20 protein-coding genes are annotated in these 26674 nt (G+C 49.9%); 17 read left to right on the top strand and 3 right to left on the bottom strand.

Features of this window, described 5'->3' with window-relative positions:
• Positions 1-131 precede the first annotated feature (131 nt).
• The 5 genes from groES to I8J30_RS23125 all read left to right on the top strand — a co-directional run bounded on the left by groES (position 132) and on the right by I8J30_RS23125 (position 6170).
• Positions 132-413 (top strand): co-chaperone GroES, encoded by a 282-nt coding sequence (gene groES, locus I8J30_RS23145; protein WP_090983460.1) that lies wholly within the window; start codon positions 132-134, stop codon positions 411-413.
• A gap of 72 nt (positions 414-485) precedes the next feature.
• A complete protein-coding gene (gene groL, locus I8J30_RS23140) occupies positions 486-2123 on the top strand; it encodes a chaperonin GroEL (protein ID WP_210662160.1) in 1638 nt (545 codons plus the stop codon).
• Positions 2124-2396: 273 nt separating this feature from the next.
• Positions 2397-3878, top strand: coding sequence for a stalk domain-containing protein (locus tag I8J30_RS23135; protein ID WP_210662158.1), 1482 nt, complete (start codon positions 2397-2399; stop codon positions 3876-3878).
• 461 nt (positions 3879-4339) lie between these two features.
• Positions 4340-4831, top strand: a complete 492-nt coding sequence (locus I8J30_RS23130) for a YfbM family protein (protein WP_210662156.1) — start codon at positions 4340-4342, stop codon at positions 4829-4831.
• A 118-nt stretch (positions 4832-4949) separates the two neighbouring features.
• Positions 4950-6170, top strand: a complete 1221-nt coding sequence (locus I8J30_RS23125; protein WP_210662154.1) for an MFS transporter — start codon at positions 4950-4952, stop codon at positions 6168-6170.
• 16 nt (positions 6171-6186) lie between these two features.
• On the opposite strand, the gene I8J30_RS23120 is transcribed toward I8J30_RS23125, so the two are convergent.
• Together I8J30_RS23120 and I8J30_RS23115 are read right to left on the bottom strand one after the other, a co-directional pair.
• Positions 6187-6591 carry a DUF6691 family protein gene (locus I8J30_RS23120; RefSeq protein WP_210662152.1) on the bottom strand — a complete coding sequence of 135 codons (405 nt, stop codon included), beginning with the start codon at positions 6589-6591 and terminating at the stop codon, positions 6187-6189.
• The gene (locus I8J30_RS23115; protein ID WP_210662150.1) at positions 6588-7061 is read right to left on the bottom strand and encodes a YeeE/YedE family protein; all 474 of its coding nucleotides are present in this window, start codon (positions 7059-7061) and stop codon (positions 6588-6590) included. Before I8J30_RS23115 ends, I8J30_RS23120 begins: the two co-directional genes overlap by 4 nt.
• A 125-nt stretch (positions 7062-7186) precedes the next feature.
• Here I8J30_RS23115 and I8J30_RS23110 point away from each other — a divergent pair, with 125 nt between their 5' ends.
• From I8J30_RS23110 to I8J30_RS23090, 5 genes are all read left to right on the top strand, one after another.
• Positions 7187-7792 (top strand): MSMEG_1061 family FMN-dependent PPOX-type flavoprotein, encoded by a 606-nt coding sequence (locus I8J30_RS23110; protein WP_210662149.1) that lies wholly within the window; start codon positions 7187-7189, stop codon positions 7790-7792.
• 77 nt (positions 7793-7869) lie between these two features.
• Positions 7870-8778, top strand: a complete 909-nt coding sequence (locus I8J30_RS23105; protein WP_210662147.1) for an ATP-dependent DNA ligase — start codon at positions 7870-7872, stop codon at positions 8776-8778.
• 517 nt (positions 8779-9295) lie between these two features.
• Positions 9296-10573 (top strand): FAD-binding protein, encoded by a 1278-nt coding sequence (locus I8J30_RS23100; protein WP_210662145.1) that lies wholly within the window; start codon positions 9296-9298, stop codon positions 10571-10573.
• Positions 10574-11174: 601 nt separating this feature from the next.
• Positions 11175-13196 carry a GxGYxYP domain-containing protein gene (locus tag I8J30_RS23095; protein WP_210662142.1) on the top strand — a complete coding sequence of 674 codons (2022 nt, stop codon included), beginning with the start codon at positions 11175-11177 and terminating at the stop codon, positions 13194-13196.
• A gap of 80 nt (positions 13197-13276) precedes the next feature.
• Complete coding sequence (locus I8J30_RS23090) at positions 13277-14473, top strand: GntR family transcriptional regulator (protein ID WP_240548301.1); 1197 nt, start codon at positions 13277-13279, stop codon at positions 14471-14473.
• Positions 14474-14588: 115 nt separating this feature from the next.
• Here I8J30_RS23090 and I8J30_RS23085 read toward each other — a convergent pair whose 3' ends face one another.
• Positions 14589-15572 carry a hypothetical protein gene (locus I8J30_RS23085; protein WP_210662140.1) on the bottom strand — a complete coding sequence of 328 codons (984 nt, stop codon included), beginning with the start codon at positions 15570-15572 and terminating at the stop codon, positions 14589-14591.
• Between the two features lie 320 nt (positions 15573-15892).
• On the opposite strand from I8J30_RS23085, the gene I8J30_RS23080 reads away from it, so the two are divergent.
• The 7 genes from I8J30_RS23080 to I8J30_RS23050 all read left to right on the top strand — a co-directional run bounded on the left by I8J30_RS23080 (position 15893) and on the right by I8J30_RS23050 (position 26401).
• Entirely contained in the window at positions 15893-17071 is a 1179-nt protein-coding gene (locus I8J30_RS23080) for a GntR family transcriptional regulator (RefSeq protein WP_210662138.1), read from the top strand.
• Positions 17072-17232: 161 nt separating this feature from the next.
• Positions 17233-17538 (top strand): hypothetical protein, encoded by a 306-nt coding sequence (locus tag I8J30_RS23075; protein WP_210662136.1) that lies wholly within the window; start codon positions 17233-17235, stop codon positions 17536-17538.
• Positions 17539-17561: 23 nt separating this feature from the next.
• A complete protein-coding gene (locus tag I8J30_RS23070) occupies positions 17562-18548 on the top strand; it encodes a carbohydrate ABC transporter permease (RefSeq protein WP_210662135.1) in 987 nt (328 codons plus the stop codon).
• A 3-nt stretch (positions 18549-18551) separates the two neighbouring features.
• Positions 18552-19484 carry a carbohydrate ABC transporter permease gene (locus I8J30_RS23065; RefSeq protein WP_210662133.1) on the top strand — a complete coding sequence of 311 codons (933 nt, stop codon included), beginning with the start codon at positions 18552-18554 and terminating at the stop codon, positions 19482-19484.
• Positions 19485-19573: 89 nt separating this feature from the next.
• The gene (locus I8J30_RS23060) at positions 19574-21040 is read left to right on the top strand and encodes an extracellular solute-binding protein (protein WP_210662131.1); all 1467 of its coding nucleotides are present in this window, start codon (positions 19574-19576) and stop codon (positions 21038-21040) included.
• A 78-nt stretch (positions 21041-21118) separates the two neighbouring features.
• Positions 21119-24133 carry an alpha-mannosidase gene (locus tag I8J30_RS23055; protein WP_210662130.1) on the top strand — a complete coding sequence of 1005 codons (3015 nt, stop codon included), beginning with the start codon at positions 21119-21121 and terminating at the stop codon, positions 24131-24133.
• 60 nt (positions 24134-24193) lie between these two features.
• Positions 24194-26401, top strand: coding sequence for a hypothetical protein (locus I8J30_RS23050; RefSeq protein WP_338044925.1), 2208 nt, complete (start codon positions 24194-24196; stop codon positions 26399-26401).
• The last annotated feature ends 273 nt before the right edge of the window (positions 26402-26674 follow it).

Genomic DNA, 26674 nt, shown 5'->3' with positions numbered 1-26674 from the left:
AATTGAGCGCGAGAGACTTGAAATCTGCATTCAAAATCGGTATGATTAGAAATGTTATTAGCACTTGATGATTGCGAGTGCTAACGGGACAAACAATTTGCAGCATTAATATCAAAAGGAGGCTATTTTTCATGATCAGACCTTTGGGTGAGCGCGTATTGATCGAACCAATCGCGAAAGAAGAAACGACTGCTAGCGGCATTCTGTTGCCGGAAACAGCTAAAGAAAAGCCGCAAGAAGGCAAAGTAATCGCTGTAGGCAGCGGAGCGGTTAAGGACGGCGTACGTATTGCGCTTGAAGTTAAGGAAGGCGACCGCGTATTGTTCTCCAAATATGCAGGTACCGAAGTGAAATACGAAGGTAAAGAGCTTTTGATTATGAAAGAAAGCGACATTCACGCGATCCTGGGTTAAGCCTACGTGCTGACTCCACATACATGCAACGCTTTTTACTTAAACTAATGATTAACTGGGAGGTTATCTACGATGGCGAAGGAAATTAAATTCGGCGAAGACGCTCGTCGCGCAATGCTGCGCGGTGTTGATGCACTTGCAAATGCCGTTAAAGTCACACTTGGTCCTAAAGGCCGCAACGTGGTGCTCGAGAAGAAATTCGGCAGCCCATTGATCACGAACGATGGTGTATCCATCGCGAAAGAAATCGAGCTTGACGATGCATTCGAGAACATGGGTGCTCAGCTCGTTAAAGAAGTTGCTACAAAAACGAACGATGTTGCCGGTGACGGTACAACTACAGCTACCGTTCTTGCACAAGCGATGATTCGCGAAGGCTTGAAAAACGTAACTGCAGGCGCTAACCCGATGGTTATCCGCAAAGGTATCGAGAAAGCAGTTCGCGCTGCAATCGAAGAACTGAAAGTCATCGCTAAACCAATCGCAGGTACAGAATCGATCGCACAAGTTGCTTCGATCTCCTCTGCTGATGAAGAAGTAGGCCAACTGATTGCTGAAGCAATGGACAAAGTCGGCAACGACGGCGTTATCACTGTTGAAGAATCCAAAGGCTTCGTTACTGAGCTTGAAGTGGTTGAAGGTATGCAGTTTGACCGCGGTTACCTCTCCCCTTACATGATCACAGATACAGATAAAATGGAAGCTGTCCTGGACAACCCATTCATTCTGATCACGGATAAAAAAATCTCCAACATTCAAGAGATCCTTCCGGTTCTTGAGAAAGTGGTACAATCCGGCAAGCAATTGCTGATCATCGCTGAAGATGTTGAAGGCGAAGCACTGGCAACATTGCTCGTTAACCGTCTGCGCGGTACATTCACTTGCGTAGCTGTTAAAGCTCCTGGCTTCGGCGACCGTCGTAAAGCAATGCTTGGCGATATCGCTGCTCTGACTGGCGGCCAAGTGATCACAGAAGAGCTGGGCCTTGAGCTTAAAGCGACTACTGTTGACCAACTGGGTACAGCTCGTCAAATCCGCGTTACCAAAGAAAACACAATCCTTGTTGACGGTGCCGGCGACAAGAAAGACATCGACGTTCGCATCGGCCAAATCCGTGCGCAGCTGGAAGAAACGACTTCCGACTTCGACCGTGAGAAACTGCAAGAGCGTCTGGCTAAACTTGCTGGCGGCGTAGCTGTCATCAAAGTTGGCGCAGCGACTGAAACCGAATTGAAAGAGCGCAAACTTCGCATCGAAGATGCCCTGAACTCGACTCGCGCAGCAGTTGAAGAAGGTATCGTATCCGGTGGCGGTACTGCACTCGTGAACGTATACGCAGCAGTTGCGGCAGTTAACGCTGTCGGCGACGAGAAAACAGGCGTTAACATCGTGCTTCGCGCTCTTGAAGAGCCTGTTCGCACAATCGCGGCTAACGCGGGTCAAGAAGGCTCCGTTATCGTTGAGCGTCTGAAAAAAGAAGAAATCGGCGTAGGCTACAACGCAGCTACAGGCGAGTGGGTTAACATGTTCCAAGCAGGTATCGTTGACCCTGCTAAAGTAACACGTTCCGCTCTTCAAAACGCAGCATCCGTTGCGGCGATGTTCCTGACAACTGAAGCTGTTGTTGCCGACAAACCGGAGAAAGACAAACCAGGCATGCCTGACATGGGCGGCATGGGTGGCATGGGCGGAATGGGCGGCATGATGTAATATGCGCCCTTAGCCCTTGATTTATAAGGGTTTTGGAGACGGGGTACCCTGAGGGTAACTAAAGGGTAACATCGGCAGAAAACTAGAGGCATCTCATGAGTTCACTGAACTTGTGGGATGCCTCTTTTTTCATGACAAAGACGGTCATCATCGTTTTCCAGGCACTGCTAAATAGCATTTCCATACGTACAAAAATACTAATTTTAGGTATTCAAAAAAGACTAAAACTTATATAATTTGGTAGATGTGAAGGAGAAAAGGAGATCATAATAAATGAAGATTAAATCGATATTGGCTGCCATTGTGCTAGTCGGTGCTATGTCCGTAGGAACGATAGTCCCGTTATCCGGAGCGCAAGCGGAACCGATGTCCGAGAAGGGCTGGAGCTCCATCGCGGTTGGAGTCAGTCACAGCTTGGGAATCAAAAAAGATGGAACAGTCTGGCAGTGGGGCGATACCACGACCTACAGAGGAACAGAAGTCGGCGAGACCAACCTGTCTTCACTCGTACCCGTGAAGGTCCCGGGTTTGACAGGAGTAATCGCAGTTACTGGAGGCCAAACTCATTCTCTGGCTCTTCGAGATGACGGTACGGTATGGGCTTGGGGTGGCAACCATGACGGCGAGCTCGGCGACGGGACCGATAAGAGCCGAGCACTGCCGGCCCAAGTGACCGGCCTTACTGACGTCGTAGCAATCGAAAGCGATTGGACGCGAAGTTTCGCCGTGAAGAAGGACGGCACCGTATGGGGATGGGGCGGAATCTACTACCAGGATTCAGATGGCACAATTCATAATGCCAGTGTTCCCATGCAATTTAACGGGCTGAGCGACGTGGTTTCGATCTCGTCTGGCTACGGTAGTTTCGTCGCGCTTAAGAAGGACGGTACCGTGTGGCAGTACCTAGATCAGCTGACGCAAATCCCAGATGTCGAAGACATTGTGCAAGTCGCCGTCGGTTCTCAGTATACTTACGGGCTCGATACAGATGGGACTGTATGGTATTGGGGATCTAGCGGAGTAGGTATGTCGAATGGAGTATCCGTGGACGACGGCTCAACCGCAAGAAAGTTGGATGGAGCAACGGGCGTCGCCGCCGTTCAGGCTTCAGCAGGCGGGCCTCTGCTTCTTAAAAAGGACGGTACGGTCTGGGCGAGCGGAACCAATTCGGGAGGGCAACTGGGGAATGGCTCTTTCCAGTCGAGCGATAAGCTCGTCCAAGTTATCGGCTTGAAGAAGATGACGAAGATCGCAGCACACGGCGTCGGCTTCCGTTCGATGGCCATTCGTGCGGACGGAACGCTTTGGTCGTGGGGAGCTCCATATCTAGGGAACGGATCGAAATGGAACGGCAAAATCCCTGCAGCAATTCCAAGCTATCCGAATGAAACGATTGAGAAGGATCCTTACTTCGTCGAAGTGAACGGGAACTATTTGCAGATGGACCAGTCTCCAGTTAATCAGGCAGGACGGATCTTGGTACCTTTACGAGCCATCTTTGAAGCGATGAACGCAAAAGTCCAATGGAATTCCGCCTCCTCGACCATTACGGCAGAGAAAGGAAACCTGTCGATCCGTTTAACCGTCGGAGAAAAGACAGCTTGGGTGAACGGACAGAAGCTGGCAATAGACGTTCCTCCGGCTATCGTAAACAATTCCGCTCTCGTTCCCGTCCGCTTCATCAGCGAGTCTCTCGGCGCTAAGGTCGCATGGGACGTGAGCAACAAGACGATTGCCATAATCAGTACTCAATAACTCGACCTACGAACAAACGGAGTCTCTGTGAACTAAAAGGCTTCTCACAAGTTCGATTTTGAACTGTGAGAAGCTTTTTTTGATTTCGGAGTGAATCATTATGGTCATTATTCTTGTGAGGTGCATAAAGCGAAATGCTCTAACGAATCGTACAGGGCTTATTTGCCCCAAAATAGCTCGAAAAAATTCTAACGAATCGTAGAAGCCTTATTTGATGGTTTATGGGCAATTCAGAGTCGATTTTCTCGAAATAAGACCTGTATGATTCGTTAGATATTCGGAGAAGTGAAATCCGGCCAAATAAGACCAGTACGATTCGTTAGCCTTTCGCGGCGACAGGCCGAAAACGAGATGTATAGTGCAGAAATTTATTATTGGATAATTATGTAATTTTCTGTAATGTTGTAATATACGGACTACTGGATTTCACGCATGTCACTACTGTGAGAGGGAGATTCACTATGAGCATGGTTGCAAATTTACAGCGAATTTCGTCCGAGCTGCTTCATGATCTGCTTCAAGGGGAAGCGGAGTTGGAGGATGTGATTTATAGCGACGATGGTAATGAGAACGAGCCATTATATCTGGATAAGTCATGGCACGCCATTCATTATTTGCTCAATGGGGCTGCTTGGGAAGGAACTGAACCGCTTGTACATACCGTTCTTGGAGGCACGCCGATCGGCGAGGAGGCGGATGAGGAAGATCAGCCCACACGTTACTTGACCGTTGAGCAAGTGAAACAGATTTACGCAGCTCTCGTGATTATCTCTGAGGAAGAACTGTTAAAGCGCTACAATCCCGAGCAAATGAGGAAGGTGGACATCTATCCTTCACTTGAGTGGGATGACGACGGAGATCGTGAATATGTAATGGATTATTATCAAGAGTTGGTTGATTATTATCGGCTGGCAGCGGCGAGCGATCAGGCTATGCTGTTGTATATTAGCTAGTAGAGCGGCGTGAAGACTACTTCCTTGTTTCAAGGAGGTAGTCTTTTTTACGAATATCGAGTACAATTCCCATGACTAGTATGGAAATAAGCAATCAAAAAAGGGCGTGAAATGCATCGTGTTGGAAACGGAAACGGAATCTACACTCCGGCAGCCTTCTTTTACGAAATTTTGGGTCTCGCGTACGTTATCCTCGACTTCCTTCCAGATGCTTTCCGTTGCGATTGGCTGGCAGATGTATGTGCTGACGCATGATGCATACAGCCTCGGACTTGTGGGACTGGCACAGTTTCTGCCGATGATGCTGCTAACGTTGGTTGTCGGCCAAGTCGCGGATCGGTTCGACAGAAGGAAAATCGTTTTCTTGTGCCAAATCATCGAAAGCGGTATCGCTGCGCTGCTGCTTGTTGGGAACTTGGCAGGATGGCTAGGGCGAAATGAAATTCTGGTGGCTGCAGCGATACTCGGTGCTTGCCGGGCATTTGAAGGGCCGTCGTCTTCGTCGTTGCTGCCGATGCTGGTGCCGAAGGAACTCATGCAGAAAGCAATTGCGTGGACAACCTCGACCGGACAAACCTCTCAGATTATAGGACCGACCTTAGGCGGTGTGCTTATTGCGGCGGGGCCGGTATTCGTCTATGTTACAGCAGCAGTGGCGCTATTCGTTGCGGGGATTCTTACTTTCCTCATCCGCATGGAGAGAATCGTTAGGAAACCCGAGCCGCTCACGGCAAGGTCCATCTTCTCCGGCTTGGTGTTTGTCAGACGCAATCCGGTCATCTTGGGGACGATATCGCTTGATTTGTTTGCCGTTCTTCTTGGTGGCGCAACAGCTCTGCTGCCTATTTTCGCGGAGGACATTTTACATACAGGTCCACTAGGATTAGGTGTGATGCGGACCGCACCTGCCGTCGGTGCATTGTTAATGTCCATTGCACTCGTCTATTTCCCGCTTAAGAAAGCGCTTGGTCCGATATTGTTCGGAGCGCTTGGCGTTTTTGGATTAGCTACCATGCTCTTTGCGGTATCGACGAATTTGATCATTTCGCTGGTCGCCTTACTGCTTATCGGAGGTTCGGATGTCATCAGCGTGGTGATTCGTTCTTCCCTTGTACAACTGCAAACGCCGGATGAGATGAGGGGCCGCGTAAATGCGGTAAACTCGCTGTTCATCGGAACCTCCAATCAGTTGGGAGAGTTTGAGTCGGGTACGCTTGCCGGGATGATTGGACCTGTTCAGGCTGCATTCGTCGGTGGCATCGGAACAGTCGTAGTAGCAGGTTTGTGGATGTTCTTGTTCCCGTCGCTTAGACGTCTGCGATCATTATCTAATGAATAAGAGGCTTCTCATGATATCACGGTTTACGATTGCTCCAAACATCCTTTAGCAATACCCCAACGAGCAGGCCGGCCATTACGCTCAGTCCCAGAAGTTTCCCTGTGCCAAGCATGGCCGCCGAAACGGTAGGGCAAGTTCCCGTAATCGCCCAACCTGCTCCAAAGAGTGCGCCGCCCCAGATGTGATGCTTGCGGATGGGGAGTTTCGGCAGTTTAAGCGGACCGCCCAGCAGAGTGCGCCATTTAAGCTTCGTTAACAGCCAGAGCAGAATCATCGATACGATGACGGATGAAGCCATGACGAGATAAATATAAGCCTGCTTCATTAACAGCCCCTGATGAATCACATTGTAATCCGTAAATTGGGCCAGAGCGATCAAGAAACCAAAACATAGTCCGAATAGAAATCCCGTACGTTTCATAGAGCACCTCCTGTTATCGCATGAAGGATGAAGGTTACGATTACAGCTACACCGAAAAAAACGATAGTCGATACGATACTGGCGGGAGATAACGTGGATGTTCCGCATAAGGCATGTCCGGAGGTGCAACCGCCGGCGAATCTGGCACCGATTCCCATAAGCAGGCCGCCAATGAACAAAATAGGAATAAGAGCTTGTATCGGGAGCAGTTCTCCCATTTTTCCGTAATAAGAGACAGGGCCTGAATCCCCGCCGATCCAGGCGGCTGCTGAACCGCCTAACATTACGCCTAACAAGTACCAAAGACGCCATGCCTCTTTCATTGGGCGACCTAGGATCATGTCCGTAAGTTGAGCATAAAATCCAGTGGCACCGAGCGGTTTATTTGAAACCGCGTACATAGCCGCCACTGTTATGCCAAATAAAGGGCCGAGGATATACCACTCTGGATGGTCTAGAAATAAGGTCATGAATAAAACCTCCGATTCAACGTATTAATTCAGTGTATGCGCTGAAAGGATAAGGCCATGCGGAGGAAGCTGTTTTCCTGTACAATGGATACAAAGATTCAATAGAGGAAGGAAAATCATTCATTATGATTTATAACCATCAAGAAGACGAAATTATTGATTCCATTGCGCGTTTGCGAGAGGTGGTCGGCGTACCGCACGAGGCCGTTGTGAAGAAAACCATCGATCATATCGATGATCATGTCCGTGCCTATTTGGCAAAGTGTCCGCTGTTCTTCCTATCTACCGCGAATGCCAAAGGCCAATGCGATGTATCGCCGCGCGGCGATCAGCCCGGGTTCGTGAAGGTATTGGATGACCACACCTTAGCGTTTCCTGAGCGAATGGGAAACAGGCGGGTCGATTCGATGATGAACCTGCTGGAAAATCCGCGGCTCGGCATGATCTGCATTTTGCCTGGGATGAACGAGGTGCTTCGCATTAACGGAACTGCGCGGATGGTCTATAACGAGACTTTGCAGCAGAGCATGACACTGAATGGCAGACCTCCGCAATTCGCGGTTAAGGTAACCGTGGAAGAGTGTTTCGTGCATTGCCCGCGTGCGCTGAATACGTCGAGCGTATGGAAAACGGATACGTGGCTTGAGCGCGAGGAGTTCCCTGATATACAGCGAATGTTCGAGGATCATATTACGAAGAACGGCTATGTGATCGAAAGTGAATCGAAATAACGGCAGGAGATAGAGTCAGCTGGTTTGCTCTCTATTTATTGCGGCCACAATAGAGTGTAGGGGGAGGGATGCCGCCTATGCTCTTTTCTGCATTAAAGCCCATGATCGTGAGTGTTGGGAAGGAAGCCTTCGATGATGAAGGGTATATTTTCGAGCCCAAATATGACGGCTGGCGTTTGCTCATTCATAAGCAAAACGAACGTATGGAAGCTTATACACGGTACGGAGCCATTGTTACACCCAAGTTTCCCGAGTTAACGGAAGCCGCAGCCGCAATCAAGGCGGACTCGGCTATTTTGGACTGCGAAGGGATATGCATGCGCGGGGGAAGACCGGTGTTCGATGACTTCTTGCATCGCGGGAGGCTGAGCCACTCCTCTAGAATTGCACAAGCGACGCGTACGCATCCGGTGACTTTCGTGGTGTTTGATCTTTTGTATACGGATCGTGAGCATTTGCACGAGCCATTGATGCAGCGGAAGGAACGCTTATCTGAACTGGTGTCCGATTCATCGGTTCTTACGAAAACGATGTTTGTCGATGGGAAGAGCAAGGCGTTGTTCGCGATGACGAAGGAGAAAGGGTTGGAAGGCATTGTCGCGAAACGGAAGGATTCCATCTATCAACTGGATAAGTTATCGGCGGATTGGTTGAAAATCAAACACTTCAAGTCCATTGACACGGTTATCCTGGGCTACCGGACAGAACCGTTCGCGCTTGTCATAGGTCTTCATTTTAGGACGATGAAGAATAAGCCGGTAGGGACCGTTGAAGTCGGCATCAAGCCAGAGGAAAAGCAAGCATTTCTCGCAATCGCACAGCAGCTCCATACCGGAGAAGATCAGAAAACGAAATGGATCGAGCCGCGCTTATGCTGCCGGATCGAATACCGGGAACGAACGGATATGCATCAGTTGAGCACTACGATATTCAAAGGGTTCCTGCCGGATAAACGCCCGAAGGATTGTGTCTGGGCTTATGAGTGAAATGGTTATTAATCAATTTTTATTGATTTAATATTGACCATCAGAGAAAATCATGGTAAATTGAATCCAAGAAGATTAATCAAAATAATTTGATTATAGAAGGTGCTTTTGATGAAAATCGAAATTCCGGTAAATGCACATCAGTCGCCTCAAAATTTGGGTAACGGATCCGGAAGGTAACCCGTGGGAAGTTTTTTACACGAAGCATGACAGTGAATTTGAAGCAGCCGAGGATCGCGCGAGCATGCCAAGTAGTTGCTGTACCACGCCGGTTGCTCCGAATCGAGAGATTAAGCCGGATTGAGCAGTTTGTGAAAGAAGGAAAATAAACAGCAGGTCGTTAAAGAGGCTTCCGTGAGTTTAACTACTCACAGAAGCCTCTTCTTTATTCTTTAGCTATTCCGAGAGAGAAGGCGCGATATATGGCGAGAAACCTTCCATGATAGGCAGGGATATCCCCAACTGAAGGCGAAGCAAGTATTAATACTACCGATACATGCAGGAAGGATGTCTTGCTATGGGAACACTTGAAAATCATCGTAACTGGGCAGGGAACTACAGATATAACGCCTTGGAGATTCATACGCCTGAAACAGTTGAGCAAGTACAAGAATTAGTCGCTCGCAGCAATCGAATAAAGGTGCTTGGTACACGTCATTCATTCAATGGTATCGCCGATACTGGCGGATCTCATCTCTCGCTCCAGAAGCTGAACCGGGTAATCGCATTAGATCGCACGCATAATCGTGTAACGGTGGAAGCGGGAATCCGGTACGGAGAGCTGTGCCACTATCTTCATAGCAACGGCTATGCGCTGCATAACTTGGCATCGCTGCCCCATATCTCGGTTGGTGGTGCGATAGCGACAGCGACGCATGGTTCCGGTGATTTGAATGGCAATTTAGCTACAGCGGTTCATTCCCTGGAGATTGTCAAAGCGGACGGGGAGACGATTATGCTCTCTCGCGATCAAGAAGATGGAGCATTTACCGGTGTTGTTGTGGGACTTGGAGCTTTAGGCGTAGTCACCAAACTTACGCTAGACGTGGTTCCGGCTTTCCAAATGAGTCAGTTTATATACGAAAACTTACCGCTAACGCAGCTTGAGGACCACTTCGACGCGATCTTCTCCAGTGCCTACAGCGTGAGTTTGTTTACGGATTGGAAGTCCACGTCGTTCAATCAAGTGTGGGTGAAGACGCGTCTATCGGATGCAGCCACAGCGACTCAAGCAGAAGCCGAGTTTTACGGCGCTACACCAGCACCTTCGCATCTGCATCCGGTGCCTGGCGTGTCTCCGGAGAATTGCAGCCAACAGATGGGAATTGCCGGACCTTGGTATGAACGACTGCCGCATTTCCGCATGGACTTCATGCCGAGTGCGGGGGAGGAGCTGCAAAGTGAGTATTTTGTGCCGCGTCGGGACGCGTATTCGGCTTTGTGTGCGATAAACCGTCTGCGTGATCAAATATCGCCGTTTCTTCATGTTTCGGAGATTCGCACCATTGCCGCAGATGATCTATGGATGAGCCCTTGTTTCAAGCAGGAGATGGTAGCCATTCATTTTACGTGGAGGGATAATTGGGAGGCTGTTCAACAACTGCTGCCCGTTATCGAGGAGCAGCTTGAGCCCTTCCATGCTCGTCCTCACTGGGGGAAGCTATTCACCATGTCGCCGGCCCGGGTACAATCGCACTATGAGAATCTGCCCGGCTTCCAGCAACTTCTTCGTCTCTATGACCCGGAAGGGAAATTCGGCAATGATTTTATAACGCAATATATAATGGGGGAATAACGCGGTTGTTCCTACCTCGAGGATGTGAAGCTGCCGGCTTAGTCGGCGGCTTTTTTTTGCGGATGCTCTAACGAATCGTACAGGTCTTATTTGCCCGAAATTAGCTCTAAAAAAATTCTAACGAATCGTACGAGCCTTATTTGATGCTTTTTAGGTGTTTTGGTGCTGATTCTCCCACAATAAGACCTCTACGATTCGTTAGAATTTCAAAGCCTCGATATTCGGCCAAATAAGGCTTCTACGATTCGTTAGATTTTTTCGGCGAGAGAAATGCGAGTACTGGCATGTGGCAGGTGGGTTGTGAGGGGGATGCGATTGCGGCGAGTGTGCGAGCGGCTAGCGGAATGCGTTGCGTGGCATACGGCATCCGGCATGAGAGATGCTAGTTTCTGGCAGTGTGGATTGTGAGGGTGAGTTGCAGCAAGCGGCATGCAAGTCCAGCTCGGTGATGGCGAGTGGTGCAGGGGAGGCTCCTGTACGACCTTTTCATCCTAGATATTATTTATTATATATATTATAGTAAATATTAAGAACTTTGACAACACGGGAACAGCCATCAACCAACCATCACCCAACCATCACCCCAATAGGAGGAGATCCATTGAAAGGCAGATTTATTCTACTCGGTTCCTTAGTTGTTGTAGCTGCTGCAGCCGTCACCGCTTATTTTGCCTGGCCTGCGAAGAGTGAGGGAGTCCATTGGCCGGAGGGGCAAGCATTGCCCACGTTCGAGGAACCGGCTTCGACGCTCGATCTGATGTACACTACAGACAACTTCTACTATCAGGCGGAGGATGCCTCGTTCGCGCATAAGACCGGCAAAGCGGATGGAGATGGCTGGCTTGCCGCTGCAGGCAGCGATGCGCCAAATGTTCCGATGCTGGACATTACGGATCAAACGAACATTCCGGCCGGCGAGAACAAGGCGATCGTGAACATGCAGGTGGACAGCTTTGCGAATGAGAATGGGGTTGTGGCGAAACTGGAAGTGCTCGATCAAGAAGCGGGTATGACTCTCGCGTCGCTTGATGTATCGAACTGGGATTTCAAGCTGCCGAATGCGTCTCAAAGCTTCGAGCTTCCTTTTACCGTCCCGGAAGGTGGGCATTCACTTGAGTTTCGGGTTCAGTGGACGGGCAAATCGACCTTGAAACTATTCGATGTCGGCATCTCCTGGGCGCTTCGCAAGGAGGAGAATCTCGTATTCACTTCGTTGAAAGGCGTGGTCAACAAAACCCAACCTCGCTTGTACGCGTTCACGGATAATGTGAATGGCAGCACGGGAACTTCATGGCTGGCTTCGCTCGGACTTGCCTATAAAGAAGAGAAGGATAACTGGAAGCTGCTGGACAAATATCGCTCGGAAGTAAAAGGCATCGTGGTCTATGATGACAGCCAGCCGGATACCGTCAATCTGGCAACGACGATTGCAGGCCTTAAGGACGGGATTGTTGCACCTCCGGCACTGGTGGAGAAGCTGACGGGAGATCCTTACAACCTGCCTATTCTGGAAGATTTGCGCGGGGATTTCACATCCAAGCTGGAAGTCTACGAATTTATGCTGTCGAATTATTGGCCTAAAGTGACGCACCGCGTGATCATCGGCCTCGATCCTTCGCTCAAGTCTTATCTCAGAGATTACGCGATGAATCTCACGGCAGCCGTCGTGTGGCTCAATCCGAAAGAGCCGAAGGAAAGCGAGCTGCTGGATAAATTTCTGACGGATATGCCTTACGGAAGCGGACTCTATATGGGGTGGTGGCCGGATGAGGGAGAAGGGGTAAAGAAGACATCCGATTTCGGATTAGCTACCGTCGCGAGCGATTATTCCTCTAATCTAAGCGTATTTAGCGGAACCTCGCGCGAAATTACCGTACCTGAACTGCCGAAGAAACCGCCGCTGGAAAATAAAATCTACGTGTCGTTCATCCTGAGCGATGGCGATAACTTGCAGTATATGGAGCATTCGTTCAAGAAATTCTGGGATACGCCTGACCGCGGTGAGGTGCCGCTGGGCTGGACGGTTTCGCCGTTAATGGTGGATACGATGCCGGGGATCCTCAATTTCTTGTACAAAACCGCAACGCCGAACGATGCGTTAATTTCCGGTCCTTCGGGAATGGGCTATACGTACCCGAACTTCTGGAAGGACGGAGAGGGGCTGGACAACTTTGTCACTCGCACCAATGATTATATGTCGCGAGCGGGACTTCGGGTCTTGACCATTTGGAACTACGTGAAAGGGGAAATTACGCCGGAGGCTGCCAATCGTTTCGCTGAGCATGCACCTTCGCTGCTTGGGTTTACCTCCCAATTTGGCACAGGCAAGATTGAGGTTTACAAGAATGAGCTTCCGGGTCAAGAGTTGAATGTCTCTTATGGCAGCACGGAAGGCGACCTGACCAATGGCATCGAGGCGGCGATTAAGAAATGGGATGGCAAATCCCCTGCTTTCGTCGCCATTCAAGCCAATCCTTGGCAGGTTTCCTATCAGAATTTCGTGAACGCAAGGGACCATTACTTGTCGAATACAGATGTTGTTTTCGTACGTCCGGACACGTATTTTCAGCTGGTTCGCGAAAGCAAAGGTCTGCCGATTGAACCTAATTCATCGACTAAATAATCCGTTGACAACATATAATATATCAAAGTATTGTATTTATTATATTAAATAAGTTATTAACTATGGGTTGGGAGCAATTGATGATGCAGAAAGAGCGACAGCCGCTTTATCTCCAAGTGCAGGAGCATTTCAAGAAGCTGATTGGTTCCGGAGCGCTGACGATCGACGAGAAAATTCCTTCCGAGAAGGAATTGATGGTCGATTTCAATGTGAGCCGGATCACAATTGCCAATGCATTAACCCAGCTTGCCAAGGAAGGCTGGATTTATCGGATCCCGGGCAGGGGCAGCTTTGTCAGCAAGGATATGCCTTTCGTTCCCGAGGTACCTCCTTCACCATCTGAGAATCTGCCGGTAGTAACGGAGCAAATACGCGAGAAGCGGGAAATCGTGCAACGTGAGCGTCCGGTCGGCAAAAGAATGATCGGATTTATCATTCCATCGCTGGATGACTATTTTGCCCTTCGTTTGATTGAGGGAATGAACAAGATAATGAAACACAGCGATTATTACCTGGCCGTCATCTTAACGAATCATTCCAAAGAATTCGAGAAAGAAGCGATAGTTCAGCTGCTCCAGAAGGATGTAGCGGGTCTGATCATCTTCCCGATCGATGCCGAGACGTACAATGAGGAGATCCTGTCGCTCAAAATGAGCCATTTCCCATTCGTGCTCATAGATCGCTATTTACCGGGGGTAGAAACGCATTTCGTCTGCTCGGACAGCAGGCTGGGAGCGCAATTGGCGGTCTCCCATCTATGGGAGCTTGGCCATCGGAATATTGCAATCTGCTCGGACTCGCCGCTTCCGACAGTTACGGTTGAGGAGCGGATTGCCGGTTATGTTGAAGCGCTCAAGCAAAGGGGCGCGATGATTGATCCGGCGCTCATTCTGACGGAGCTTGTGATCGATTATGATCAGAAGGACGATGCCCATGCACTGGCTCGCTGCCTCAAGAACGGTCAAGCAACCGCGTATATTACGTTGAACGCGAAGCTCGCTCTCTACATCTCCGGGTTTGCCCGCAGCATGAAGCTGCATGTCCCCGGACAACTATCGATTCTGTCGTTCGATGACCCGTCTTCGGAGGTCGACAGCCAGGAATGGTATACGCATATCGCACAATCGGAAGAGGAGATCGGCAGCCGCGCCGCTAGTATTTTGACGGATTTGCTGGATCGTCCGAGCGATGAGGAAGGGTATCACAAAATCGTGCTCGAACCTAAGCTGGTCGTCGGTCAGTCGACCGGTCCTGTCTTTCAGTACGTCAAGGGCTAGAAGCTGCTTGCATCTGATAACGATTAAATAATCGGACATATAAGAGAGAAACCCATGGTTAATGAAACCGTGGGTTTCTCTTTTGTTGCTTTGAGATTGTAATCCGTTCGGACTGCTATTGGTAGAAATAATAAATCAATTGACCGCCTTCGCTGCCTTGCGCGCCTTCTGAGAAAATAATCATCGAGACAACGACGGCAGCTTGCCCGTTTATTGTGACGGTAGTGAAGGACGGATTGCCGAAGGCTGTCGATCCTGCCGGCGTCGTCATAGCAAGCGGCTCCGCGTTGCCCGTTGCGTAGTCATAGATAAAAGGACGGAAAGAGCCGAAGTCGTTTTTCGTAAATTGGCCTTCCATGAGTCCGAAAGTATAGCCTTTGTAGGCCATCGAGTCACGGTCGCCGATGTTGCCGAGCACACCCCAATACAAGAGGGCATTATCCATATTCGGTTGCGTGCTGCTTGACCACGAGTTAAAGTTCGTTAGTGTGCCCCGCGCTTGGCGATCGACGTCGCCGTTCTTGAAGTAATGGAAGCCGATATCAACGCTCGTGCTGCTCGCGGAGTAAATATTCGGCGTACCTTCAGCATAACTGGACAGCTGTCTTGGGCAGTTGTAGGTTTTGGAGGCGATACCGTTCTGCAGATTGCTCCAGCTGCTGTAATAAGCAACCTTCAAATGATTGTTCGGTTCCTGTTCCCAAGCGACGACGAAACCGCCATCTGATGCGGCTTTAATTGCACCTTGCGTAGCGTTGTTGCCGGATGAGCCAGCGAGTGCGCGGATGAACGTCCAATTGAGCAGATCAGTTGATTTAGCGAGATTTAGTTTCGCTACGCCGGTCGTATAAGTATGATAAACGGCGAGAAATTGACCGGATACATAAGGGTTTGCGATGATTTTGGCCGTATCCATGTTGTTGCCCAGATTGTCTTTGGCATTGAACTTCTTAGCGACGGCGCCGGTGACGTTCGCAATTTTACCTTTGAGCTCTGCTCTGATTGGATCTGATGGAGGGGCGGCGAATACCTGTGTTGCGAATACAGCGCTAATCAATGCGACGGCTAACAGGAGACTGCCTAGTTTGCTTGTTCTCACCTTATCATCCCGCTTTCTTGGTTATGAAATGAATGAACTAATGATACACGGTTGCTGAGCTTTGCACGCCTTAATTGCGGTCTCCGTAATCCACCTCCTGCCAAGCATGTATTTAAATGATTTAACATGATCATTATATTGTTTAAAGCAACGCCTTAGAAGGTAAAATAACTAATAAAATGCATAAATGTTTGGTTGTGGGCAGGGGAGCATTTTTATTGCGTGCACCATGTTAGGTTGCTTTATAATCCAAGATGTTTATGATATATTTGATATAAAGGTACGTGCGGTGAAATAAATAGATAATGGGGGATTGGCTCATGAGTCAGGATAGAGAGCCTCTATATATTCAGATTCAAAATTATTTTAAGGACCTGATTATAACCAGGAAGCTGGTAGAGGATGATAAAATTCCGACGGAGAAGGACCTAATGGATCAGTTCGAGGTCAGTCGGATCACGGTTGTTAATGCATTGGCGGAGCTGGCGAAGGACGGCTGGATCTATCGCATACCGGGTAGAGGAAGCTTCATCAAAGGCATTCCGGAGACGCATATTGCGACTAGCGCAATTATTGAGGCCGCTGTACCGGAGCGGACAAGCTACCGGGCGAAGATTGGCCTGGTCTTTCCGTTCATCAACGATTACTTCGCGATCCGTCTTCTTCATGGGATCACGGAAATGCTGGAAGCGAGCAAGTATTCCGTGGTAGTGATGTTCACCTACAACTCCAAGGAGATGGAGAAGGAAGTCATTCGCGAACTGAAGAACAGCGTTGACGGATTGATTATTTTCCCGGTGGATGCGGAAGTGTACAACGAAGAAATTATCGCGCTGAAGATGCAGAACTACCCGTTCGTGCTGATTGATCGTCATCTGCCGGGCGTAGAAACGAATGTCGTATCCTCTGACAGTGTCCAAGCTTCGATATTGGCGGTTGATCATCTATGGAGTCTGGGTCACCGGAACATTGCGATCTGCTCGGACTCTCCGCTTATGACAGTATCGGTGGAGGAGCGGATTCAAGGCTATAACGAAGCGCTTAAGCAGAAAGGCGCACTCATTAACCCGGCACTGATTCTGACGGACTTCCATGTCAATGCTTCGCAAGAGATTGTAAATACACTATTCACGACATCAAGTGAGAACCAAACGGTATTGAACCAGGCTCACCCGCTGTACCGGTTTATTAAGAACCGGATGGCGACGGCTTACATTGCACTGAATTGTGCGCTTGGCGTCCACATCTTGTCGATTGCCAAGCAAGTCGGGCTGCGCGTGCCGGAGGATATCTCGATTATTACCTTCGATAACCCGAGTCCGCTGCTGGAGGAATTCAGCCTGCTGACGTACATCGACCAATCCGAGCAAGAAATCGGCAGAGAAGCCGCACGCTTGTTGTTGCAAGTGATAGACAATAGAGGCAAACAGCCAAGCTATAAGAAGATCAACCTGCAACCAAGCCTTGTCATTCGCAAAACAACAGGTCAGTTAAACTAAGCGGGCACAATATTCAAAATGAAGGACCGATAGCGCTGTGGATGCACCATTCACAGTACTGTCGGTTTTTTTTTGTAAAAATCAATTGACTACAATGATATAATTAATATAATTTATATTATAGTGATTAATAGGTGGAATGTTACGAATAAGACGAGGGGGTGACTGTCGCGACATCACTGGCCGGAATTGAGCATGCGATCGCTGTGGATGCCACGTTAATTGATAAAGCAAAGCAGATCGGATTGAAACAAATCCAAGATGGAAGTGATAAAAATGACAGTCGAATGTTTAATGAATATGGAACGAAGTCGTGCATGTATAACAGCGCTTCCACGGAAGACTGTTCCGCCATTATGAATGCGATATCAAGCTGGATGCACCGCGACTTGGCGCATGTCAAAGTCATTTCACTTGAAAAGTTATTCCAGCGAGTAAACCGTGATTTGAAACGAGAAGACAAATAAAGCGACATGGGAGGCGTGTGAATATGGAGAAGAGCAGTTTAACTGTGAGCGGCCAAGCTTCGCTGCAAAACAGCGTAAATGTGAGCAGTCAGTCAGCGCTGAAGAAATTCACCAAGAAACACCGAGATGCGATTATTGCCACGGTTATTTTAGGGCCAATGATATTGTGGTGGCTTGTGCTGTCGGGTTTTCCGATTCTATTCGGCTTCTTGCTTGGATTCTTTGAATGGATCGGCATTGCCGGCAGTCCGAAGTTCGTTGGCATCGATAACTACATTCGTTTCTTCCAAGATCCGCTGTATTACAATGCGCTCTGGAGATCGATATGGATGGGCGGCTTGGTGACGGTAGTGACCTTAACGGCCGGGTTCGGAGCAGCGCTGCTGATGAACATGCCCTTGTTCGGTAAAGGGGTCTATCGCTCCGTTTGGTACATTCCGGCCGTCACCTCCGCGGTTGCAACGACTCAAATTTTCAACATTCTTCTGGATACCAATAACGGCGTTATTAATAACTTTCTGAAATCGATTGGCAAGGAACCGATTATTTGGCAGTACTCCGTATTCTGGGGCGTGTTCTGGATCGTGGTGTACTCGGTATGGAAGGGCGTAGGCGGAGCTGCGCTCATCTGGCTTGCCGGTCTTCAATCCGTGGACCCGACATTGTACGAAGCGGCGGAAATCGACGGTGCCGGCCGCTGGGGCAAATTAATGAATGTCACGCTGCCCGGTTTGAAACCGATCGCAACCTACATCGTCATCACCAGCTTGATCGGAGCGATTCAAATTTACGAACAGGTCTTGTTCATGACAAACGGTGGTCCGTACGGACAGACTGAAGTGCTCGTGTTCCGGATTTACCGGGATGCCTTCTGGGATTTCAACATGGGAATGGCGGGAGCCTCATCGCTTGTCATGGCAGTTGTTGTATTCGCGGTAACGGTGCTCTATTATCGCTGGTCTACGAATTCGGACAGAAGCAATACAATCCCGTTGAAAAGGAGGAAGTAAACGATGGCAACAACAGCAGCAGAGATTCGGAAACAAGTCGCCGTTCAATTTAAGCCAACTCATCTATTCGCGCATATCGTTTTGTTCGGTGTCGGCCTTATATTGTTATATCCTTTAGTATTTATGGTATTGGCGGGTTTCTTTAGCAGAGCTGAGTTTACTTCATCCGTATTGGGACTGCTCCCGATACCGAAGGAGCCGACGCTGCGAAATTACTTAGTGCTGTTCTATGGATCGACTGAAGCGGGGGTACAGAAGTATTTCATTAACTCCTCGATTCGAACGGTTTATAACACCTTCTGGGCCTTATTGACCTCCTTCCTGGCGGGTTATGTATTCGCAAGGTTGAAATTTAAAGGGAAAGATCAGTTATTCTTGTTCTTGCTCGGTACGCAAATGATTCCGGGTACGATTGCCTTGATTCCCACTTATTTGGAGTATGCGAGATTTCCGTTTGCCGGAGGCAACCATATCTTTAATGGCGGTACAGGTATTCTGGACACATGGTGGGTATACCTCATCGGGGGGCCGAGCATTAATATCATGGGCGCTTTCCTGGTGAAGCAATCCATTGAGAAAATTCCGTTTGAATTGGATGAAGCGGCTAAAGTGGACGGTGCGAGTACGATCCGGATTATCTTTCAGCTGTTGTTACCGCTCCAGCTGCCGATTATGGCCTATATAGCAATTACGACCGCGCTTGGGACATGGAATGACTTTGCTACACCGTTCTTCTATACCTCAACAGACTCCTTGCAGACGCTTCCCGCCGCGATTACGAGGTTGTCGTCGGCTGCTGCGGGCCCGGCCGGAATACCGAACTGGCCGCTCATTATTACACTTGGACTAGGGGCAACCATTCCCGCGCTATTAATGTTCTTCTTTTTCCAAAAGTACATTGTGCAAGGCTTGGCCAACACAGGTATAAAAGGTTAAAATGTTTCTAAATAACATATTGAATATATTATATTAATATGTTATATTTCAGATGTAGCAAATAGTCGTCCACAAATGGAGGGGTTCATGTGAAATTAAAAAAGACCACAGCCTTGATGGGAACAGCGCTATTGATGGTTGCTCTGACGGCATGCGGCGCGAATAACAACAAAACCGCGGCAGAGAATGAGAAGCCAAGCAACACAGCGACAACGGAAACAAATGATGCAACGAATGAGGCGGCAAACTCAACGGAGAATACGCCTGCTGCTGCAGAACCTGTTACGCTTACTGTATTGAATGAAGGCGCTGTCGGCATTGGCGTGGGCTTAGTGGATGATTTGCTGGTTACGAAAGAGAAAGAACTGAAGGACGGCGGCACGGATATTGCCTATACGCCCGGCAGCCAATTTGAAGGCGCGGCATTCGGTCTTTATTATCAAAAATTCATCAGTACGAAATTGAAAGAAAAGAATATAAGCGTCAAAACCGAAGACTGGGGCTGGGGCGAGCCGCTGATCCAGAAAGAAACGGCAGGTTTCCTGGCTAAGAACATTCCGGATATCATCGTAGGCGAAACGCAAATGCCAGGTTTTGCTCAACAAGGTTTGCTCGAGGCGTTCCCGGACGATATGGCAGCGGAGATTCGCGAGAAGCTTGCTCCTGCGGCATGGAAACCGATGGAGATCGACGGTAAAATCTACGGATTGGCTTCCCAGCCGGGTGTAAGCAGCTTGTTCTGGAATAAGAAATTGGTGAAAGAAGCAGGCTTGGATCCCGAGAAAGCAATCACGACTTGGGCTGAGCTTGTAGATAACGCGAAGAAAGTAACGGATGCGGGCAAAGGCAAATTCTACGGCGGCGGCGTATATGGCGCTCCTAACTTCGGCGGTTACCTTCGCTATGGTGCACTGGTTGCCATCAACGGCGGAACGTTTGCCGATGCGAATGGACTACCGACATTCAATTCCGATGCTAACGTTGAAGTAATCGAGCTTCTGAGAGCGCTGAACGCTAACCATCCTGCCGGTTTGATGCTGAACAACAACGAAGGTACATACTTCGATGCTTGGAATAAAGGTCAATTGGCATACCTGATTGACGGCCCATGGCGTGCGCAAGAATGTAAGAACGTTGGCTTGGAGTGCGGTATGGCGCCGATTCCGTTGTCGCCTAACGGCAAGCCGGGTAACGTGACGATCGGAGCTGCTTTCCACTCCGTTCCTGTAGATGCTAAGAATAAAGAAGCGGCATTTGATTACATCAGAGCGATGTACAGCACGGAAGTGCAGCAGCTGATTGCAGATTCCAACACTCGCTCGCCGATTCTGAAAGAAATCGCGGAGACGGATGACTATAAAACGAAGCATCCGGAAATGTATCTGCACTATCAAGCGATGGTCGGCAACGTTCAAGGTCTTCCAACCTTTGCGAAAGACAACTCGAAGGCTTGGCAAATCTTCGGTGATGCAGCAGTGAAATCGCTTATGACGGATGGCGACATCAAAGCCATTATGGATGACGCTCAGAAGAGAGCTGAACTGGTAACCAAATAAATAGAAACAAAGACGAAGAGGACTGTTTTTGTCAGTCCTCTTTCTCCATAAACTTTCAGGAAATTGGGAGGGACCGTAATGCCCTACGAAACAAAGAAGATAATGCTGGATAAGGCAAAAGGGCTCTTGCCGAGAATTCGAAACGCCATCTATGAACCAATTGCAGCTTTGACGGTTTCAGCATGGGTGACTAAGGAGCCTGTACCTTATTCAGAGCGTACGTCCGGAGTATACATGAATGTGAAGCCGGGCGATAAATGGGGAAATTTATGGGATTGCGCTTGGTTCCGCTTCGAAGGCTGCGTACCTGAGAGTGCTGCAGGGAAAAAGGTTGTTCTGCTTATTGATGTGAACGGTGAGCTGTGCTTGGTCGATAACGAAGGATCGCCGTATCAAGGGCTTACCAACATTAACTCCGAATTTGATTTCAGCCTGGGACTGCCGGGCAAACGCGTGGTGGATGTCAGTGAATCTGCTGCCGGAGAATCGATCCATCTGTGGGCCGATGCAGGCTGCAACGACTTATTCGGCAAGTATCGCAGCGGTACGCTCAAAGAAGCGGATATTGCGATATGCAACGACGAAACACGCCGCCTCTATTATGACTTTGAGGTGCTGCTGGAGCTGGCTGAGCAAGTGCCCGATGCCAGCGCAAGGAAAGACCGGGTCATTCAGAGCTTGTACGAATCTGCGCTTGTGCTTGAAGTCATTAATGAAGAAACCGTTGCGACAGCTAGGGAGATTCTGGGCAAGCAGCTTGCCAAGCGCGGAGGAGATCCGACCGTGACGGTTAGCGCTATCGGGCATGCGCATATGGACTTGGCATGGCTATGGCCGATTCGGGAGACGATTCGCAAAGGAGCGAGGACGTTCTCGACCGTTCTTCGCAACATGGAGAAGTATCCCGATTATGTATTCGGCGCGAGCCAGCCGCAGCTGTATCAATGGATGAAAGAGTATTATCCGACACTCTACGAACAGATCAAGGAGAGAGTGAAGGAAGGGCGCTGGGAAGTGCAAGGCGCGATGTGGGTGGAGCCGGATACGAATATTTCCGGCGGTGAAGCCCTGGTTAGGCAGATTCTGTATGGAAAGAAGTTTTTCCAAGAAGAGTTCGGCCAGGAGATGAAAGTGCTGTGGCTTCCGGATGTATTCGGCTATAACGCGAGTCTTCCTCAGCTTCTGAAGAAGTCCGGCGTGGACTATATGATGACGCAGAAGCTGTCATGGAGCGTATACAATACGCATCCGCATCATAGTTTTCATTGGGAAGGTATTGACGGCAGCAAAGTGCTTGCCCATCTGCCGCCCGAAGATACCTATAACAGCCCCGGGGCACCGAGATCGCTTGCCAAGATTGAGAGCCACTATCTGGACCGCAACGTTTCCGAGCATGCGTTAATGTTATTTGGCATCGGCGATGGCGGCGGCGGCCCCGGTGAAGAGCACTTGGAACGTTTGGCGCGCGAGCATAATCTGCTCGGACTGCCGCCGGTCGTGCAGGAATCTTCGCTATCCTTCTTCGAGAAGCTGGCGCAGGAAGGGCCGCGGTTCCAAACCTACCGGGGTGAGCTGTATCTGGAGAAGCATCAAGGGACGCTGACGTCGCAAGCGAGAAACAAATGGTATAACCGCAAAATGGAAAAGTCGCTGCGTGAGCTGGAATTTGCCGCATCACTGGCACTGGCGCTCGGCGAGCAGGCGTATCCTTCGGAGGAATTGGATGAAATATGGAAAGAAGTTTTGTTATATCAATTCCATGATATCCTGCCGGGCTCTTCGATTACGCGTGTATTCGATGAATCGCTGGCCCGTTATGAAATCCTTCATACCCGAGTGGCCGAGATGATCGAGCAAACCTATGCGAATGTTGCGGGGCTGTCCGGCATAGCCGGCGGACAGGCGGTCGTTGTCAATTCGCTGCCATGGGAACGTGAGGAACGGGTGGAACGAAACGGCGTCCAATACGCCGTGAAGGTGCCGTCAATGGGCTTTATCGCGCTCTCGGAAGAGCTGCGCAGCAACGAGAACGACAACCGGGAGCTGCATGCAGATGAAGCTTCCCTCGAGAACCGTAATCTGCGCGTCGCGTTTGCTCCGGATGGAAGCATTCTATCGATCTATGACAAAGTCGCGGGCAGAGAATCCATTGAAGCCGGCAAGAAGGCTAATGTGCTGACCATCTATCATGACAAAGGCGATGCATGGGATTTCCCGCGCGATTACCGAGATACAATAGCGGGCACGATGCAGCTTGAAAGCGCCGCGGCCTCCATTCAAGGCTCGAATGCGGTGCTTGTGCAAACCTATCGGTATGGCGAATCTTCCATGGAGCAGCGCATCGTATTAGCTGAAGACGGCACGACGATTCGGTTTGAAACGAAAGTGGATTGGCAGGAGTCGGAGAAAATGCTTCGCACTTCCTTCCCGGTCAGCGTGATGTCGGAGCAAGTCAATTGCGAGATTCAGTTCGGCTATTTGAAACGGCCAACAACGCGCAATACGATGGTAGAGTTCGTTAGGGATGAAATTTGCGCACATCAATATATAGATTTATCGCAGCCTGATTATGGTGTCGCGCTGCTTAGCGACAGCAAGTACGGCTACAGTGCGGAGAGAAATGTGCTGGATATGAATTTGCTGCGCAGCCCCGGTTACCCGGATCCTGCCTGCGACCGCGCCGAGCATAAGTTCGTTTATGCGATCTATCCGCATCAGGGAGATTTCGTACAGGCGAAGGTTTACCGTAAAGGCTATGAATTGAATACGCCGCTTACCGTTGTGCAATCGGATAGTGCGGAGACAGCAACAGGTCGTTCGGATCTCCGTTCCCTGATTCAAATCGATAATCCGGACGTGATGGTCGAGGCGGTGAAGAAAGCGGAGGATAGCGAGCATCTGATCATTCGGTTGTACGAGGCTTCAGGCACACGGGCTAAGGCGAAGGTGAATTTCGGTTTGACTTGTGCAGCTATCGAGGAGACCGATCTGCTGGAGAATCCGATTGCTCTGTTGCAGGAGAAGTCTAGTTCGGCAGCGTTAACCTTCCAGCCTTTTGAGATTAAGACGCTTCGCATAAAGTGGAATGCATAACCGGAAAGGGAAGGGCGGACCTTCCCTTTTATTTTTACTTTTAAAAGGAGGCATGCAGCCGTGTCCTTGATTTCAAGAGATCGTTCGAACGAAGTAACCGGTTTTCAGGAGGGAGGACCGTACCATCCGTCGTATGATTTGCAGACTGACTTTGTTATGGTGTATGGGATTCGCGGGGACTTGAAGGAACGCATTCGCGCGTGGAAGGACAAGAGTTATGTCGTACATTTGATGACCGGTGTCTCTTGGGGCGGCTATCAGCATTATTTGAACGGCGAAGTGGACGGCAGGACGCACTGGGATGAAGCGCAGAAGAATCGCAGAAACGAGCACATCATTCACGGGACCTCCGTGGATATTCCTTATATGGTGCCGACCATTGCGTATGCGGATTTCCTAACGGAGCAGATTCGCGTAGCGGTTGATGCAGGCGTAGAAGCGATCCATCTGGAGGAGCCGGAGTTCTGGGTGGAAGGCGGTTATTCGGACGCGTTCAAACGGGAGTGGGAAATCTACTATCGGGAGCCATGGCAGCCCCCGCATGCGACGGTAGATGCGCAGTATCGGGCCTCGAAGCTGAAAGTGCATCTCTATGCCCGTACGCTGGATCGGATTTGCAATACGCTGAAGGAATATGCGAAGGTCAAATATGACCGGAATATACGTTTCTATGTGCCCACGCATAGCCTGATTAACTATACGCAGTGGCGGATTGTCAGTCCGGAGTCGAAGCTGCTCGAGCTGCCGGGCGTTGATGGTTACATTGCGCAGGTGTGGACGGGAACGGCTCAGACGCCGAATGTCTATAACGGCGTGCGCAAGGAACGTACCTTCGAGACGGCTTTTCTGGAATACGGCATTATGCAGGAGCTTGTTCGCGGCACGGACCGCCGGATGTGGTTCTTGCATGATCCGATTGCCGATGATCCGAAGCATACTTGGGAGGACTACCGCCAGAATTATATCCGGACCTTGGTGGCTTCGCTTCTCCATCCGCATGTGAGCCGCTATGAGGTGTGTCCTTGGCCGAGACGAATCTATCAAGGTACATATCCGAAGCAAGGCGAAGAGGGGCGCGTGAACATTCCGGCTGCTTATGCGACAGAACTGCAGGTGGTGCTGAATACGCTGGCGGACATGGATCAGCCGGATACGGAATGGTTGACCTCGAATTTGCAAATCGGCGTGCTGCTGGCGGATTCCGCCATGTTCCAGCGCAATCATCCGGATTGGAGCGAAGAGGCGACCGCATTCAAATATGACGGTACGGAAGTGGCTTCGGCGCTCGGAAGCGAGTTTATGGAGCTGCTCGATTGGTCGCCCTTCTATGGGTTGACCTTGCCTTTGTTGAAACACGGAGCGGCCGTGCGTCCTGTTCAGCTTGATAATGCCGGTCGGTTCGCGGGTTATCTCGATGACTACAAAGCGCTTGTGCTTAGCTATGAATATATGAAGCCGGAATCAGCGGGTCTTCATAACGTATTGGCTGAATGGGTAAAAGATGGAGGAGCCCTCGTCTATGTAGGGGACGGAAGCGACGACTTCCATCGGGTTCGTGAATGGTGGAACCAGGGAACGAAGAAATATGCCTCCCCAATGGAGCATCTATTCACGTGTCTGGGCTTGGAAGCCTCCTTGCAGCCCGGTGTTTATTCCGTTGGCCAAGGAAGTTTGGCTTATTTGAACGTTCATCCTGCGCAGTGTGCTCTTCAAGCCGACGTGGCCGACCAGCTGCGTTCGACGGTCAGGGAGGCGCTTGCGGCAGCGGGAAGCTCGCAAGGGCAGGATGCTGTTGCTTCGCAGCAATGGGATACGATGAACAGCATGGCGCTGCGCCGCGGCCCTTATGTCGTAGCTGCCGTGCTGGAAGAATCGGTCGACGCGCTGCCGTTCGTGCTGAACGGCATGTATGTGGATTTGCTGAACGCCGACCTCCCTGTGCTTCATGAGGTTGCGATAGCGCCTGGGCAGCAAGCGCTGCTCTATGATCTGAGCAGAGCCGGAAATGGCGTGCGGCTCGTTGCGGCGGCATCCAGAATCGATGCCGTCGAGGAGCGGGACAACGGGTTTGCGTTCGTGGCTCGAGGACCGGAAGGGATTCAAGCTTCTGCGCGCTTCCGCTGCCCGCGTAAGCCGGAGCAGGTTGTTCTGGGTGCTGCGGATGGTTCGAAGTCGCAAGGCGCTTACGTCTGGGATGAGGCGAGCGAGACGGTGCTGCTTCGTTATGATAACAGCCCTAACGGCGTTCAGGTGGAGATATTGTGGTAGACGCTTTATGAAATAATCTAGTGTATTCATTGTACATGGAAAAGACCGATGCCTCTTGTGGCTCGGTCTTTTTTTTGGTGTTTGTCGTTTAGGGGGACGGGGAGTCCTGAATGTAGGGCTTGCTGTTTATTTTTATGGGAAATTTTGTCGAAACGATTGTGTTATTATAAAAGATATATTAAATATATACATGAGGTTAAAGTTCTGGTTCGCTACGAGCTGCTGCTGTTAAGGAGGTGTGACTGCTAGCGTCTAGGACGGTTTTACAATCCC

Origin of the sequence: Paenibacillus lignilyticus, from assembly GCF_017942085.1 — a bacterium.
GTDB classification, from domain to species: domain Bacteria; phylum Bacillota; class Bacilli; order Paenibacillales; family Paenibacillaceae; genus Paenibacillus_Z; species Paenibacillus_Z lignilyticus.
The sequence above is the reverse complement of the archived record's forward strand: the minus strand, read 5'-3'. Positions and strand labels throughout refer to the sequence as shown.

Excerpts from the sequence above, each read along its gene's own strand:
- I8J30_RS23135 (WP_210662158.1), top strand. The coding sequence starts at position 2,397 with ATGAAGATTAAATCGATATTGGCTGCCATTGTGCTAGTCGGTGCTATG.
- I8J30_RS23065 (WP_210662133.1), top strand. The coding sequence starts at position 18,552 with ATGGCAACAACAGCAGCAGAGATTCGGAAACAAGTCGCCGTTCAATTT.
- I8J30_RS23105 (WP_210662147.1), top strand. The coding sequence starts at position 7,870 with ATGCTCTTTTCTGCATTAAAGCCCATGATCGTGAGTGTTGGGAAGGAA.
- I8J30_RS23070 (WP_210662135.1), top strand. The coding sequence starts at position 17,562 with ATGGAGAAGAGCAGTTTAACTGTGAGCGGCCAAGCTTCGCTGCAAAAC.
- groES (WP_090983460.1), top strand. The coding sequence starts at position 132 with ATGATCAGACCTTTGGGTGAGCGCGTATTGATCGAACCAATCGCGAAA.
- I8J30_RS23110 (WP_210662149.1), top strand. The coding sequence starts at position 7,187 with ATGATTTATAACCATCAAGAAGACGAAATTATTGATTCCATTGCGCGT.
- I8J30_RS23130 (WP_210662156.1), top strand. The coding sequence starts at position 4,340 with ATGAGCATGGTTGCAAATTTACAGCGAATTTCGTCCGAGCTGCTTCAT.
- I8J30_RS23055 (WP_210662130.1), top strand. The coding sequence starts at position 21,119 with ATGCCCTACGAAACAAAGAAGATAATGCTGGATAAGGCAAAAGGGCTC.
- groL (WP_210662160.1), top strand. The coding sequence starts at position 486 with ATGGCGAAGGAAATTAAATTCGGCGAAGACGCTCGTCGCGCAATGCTG.
- I8J30_RS23120 (WP_210662152.1), bottom strand. The coding sequence starts at position 6,591 with ATGAAACGTACGGGATTTCTATTCGGACTATGTTTTGGTTTCTTGATC.
- I8J30_RS23115 (WP_210662150.1), bottom strand. The coding sequence starts at position 7,061 with ATGACCTTATTTCTAGACCATCCAGAGTGGTATATCCTCGGCCCTTTA.
- I8J30_RS23100 (WP_210662145.1), top strand. The coding sequence starts at position 9,296 with ATGGGAACACTTGAAAATCATCGTAACTGGGCAGGGAACTACAGATAT.
- I8J30_RS23080 (WP_210662138.1), top strand. The coding sequence starts at position 15,893 with ATGAGTCAGGATAGAGAGCCTCTATATATTCAGATTCAAAATTATTTT.
- I8J30_RS23090 (WP_240548301.1), top strand. The coding sequence starts at position 13,277 with ATGATGCAGAAAGAGCGACAGCCGCTTTATCTCCAAGTGCAGGAGCAT.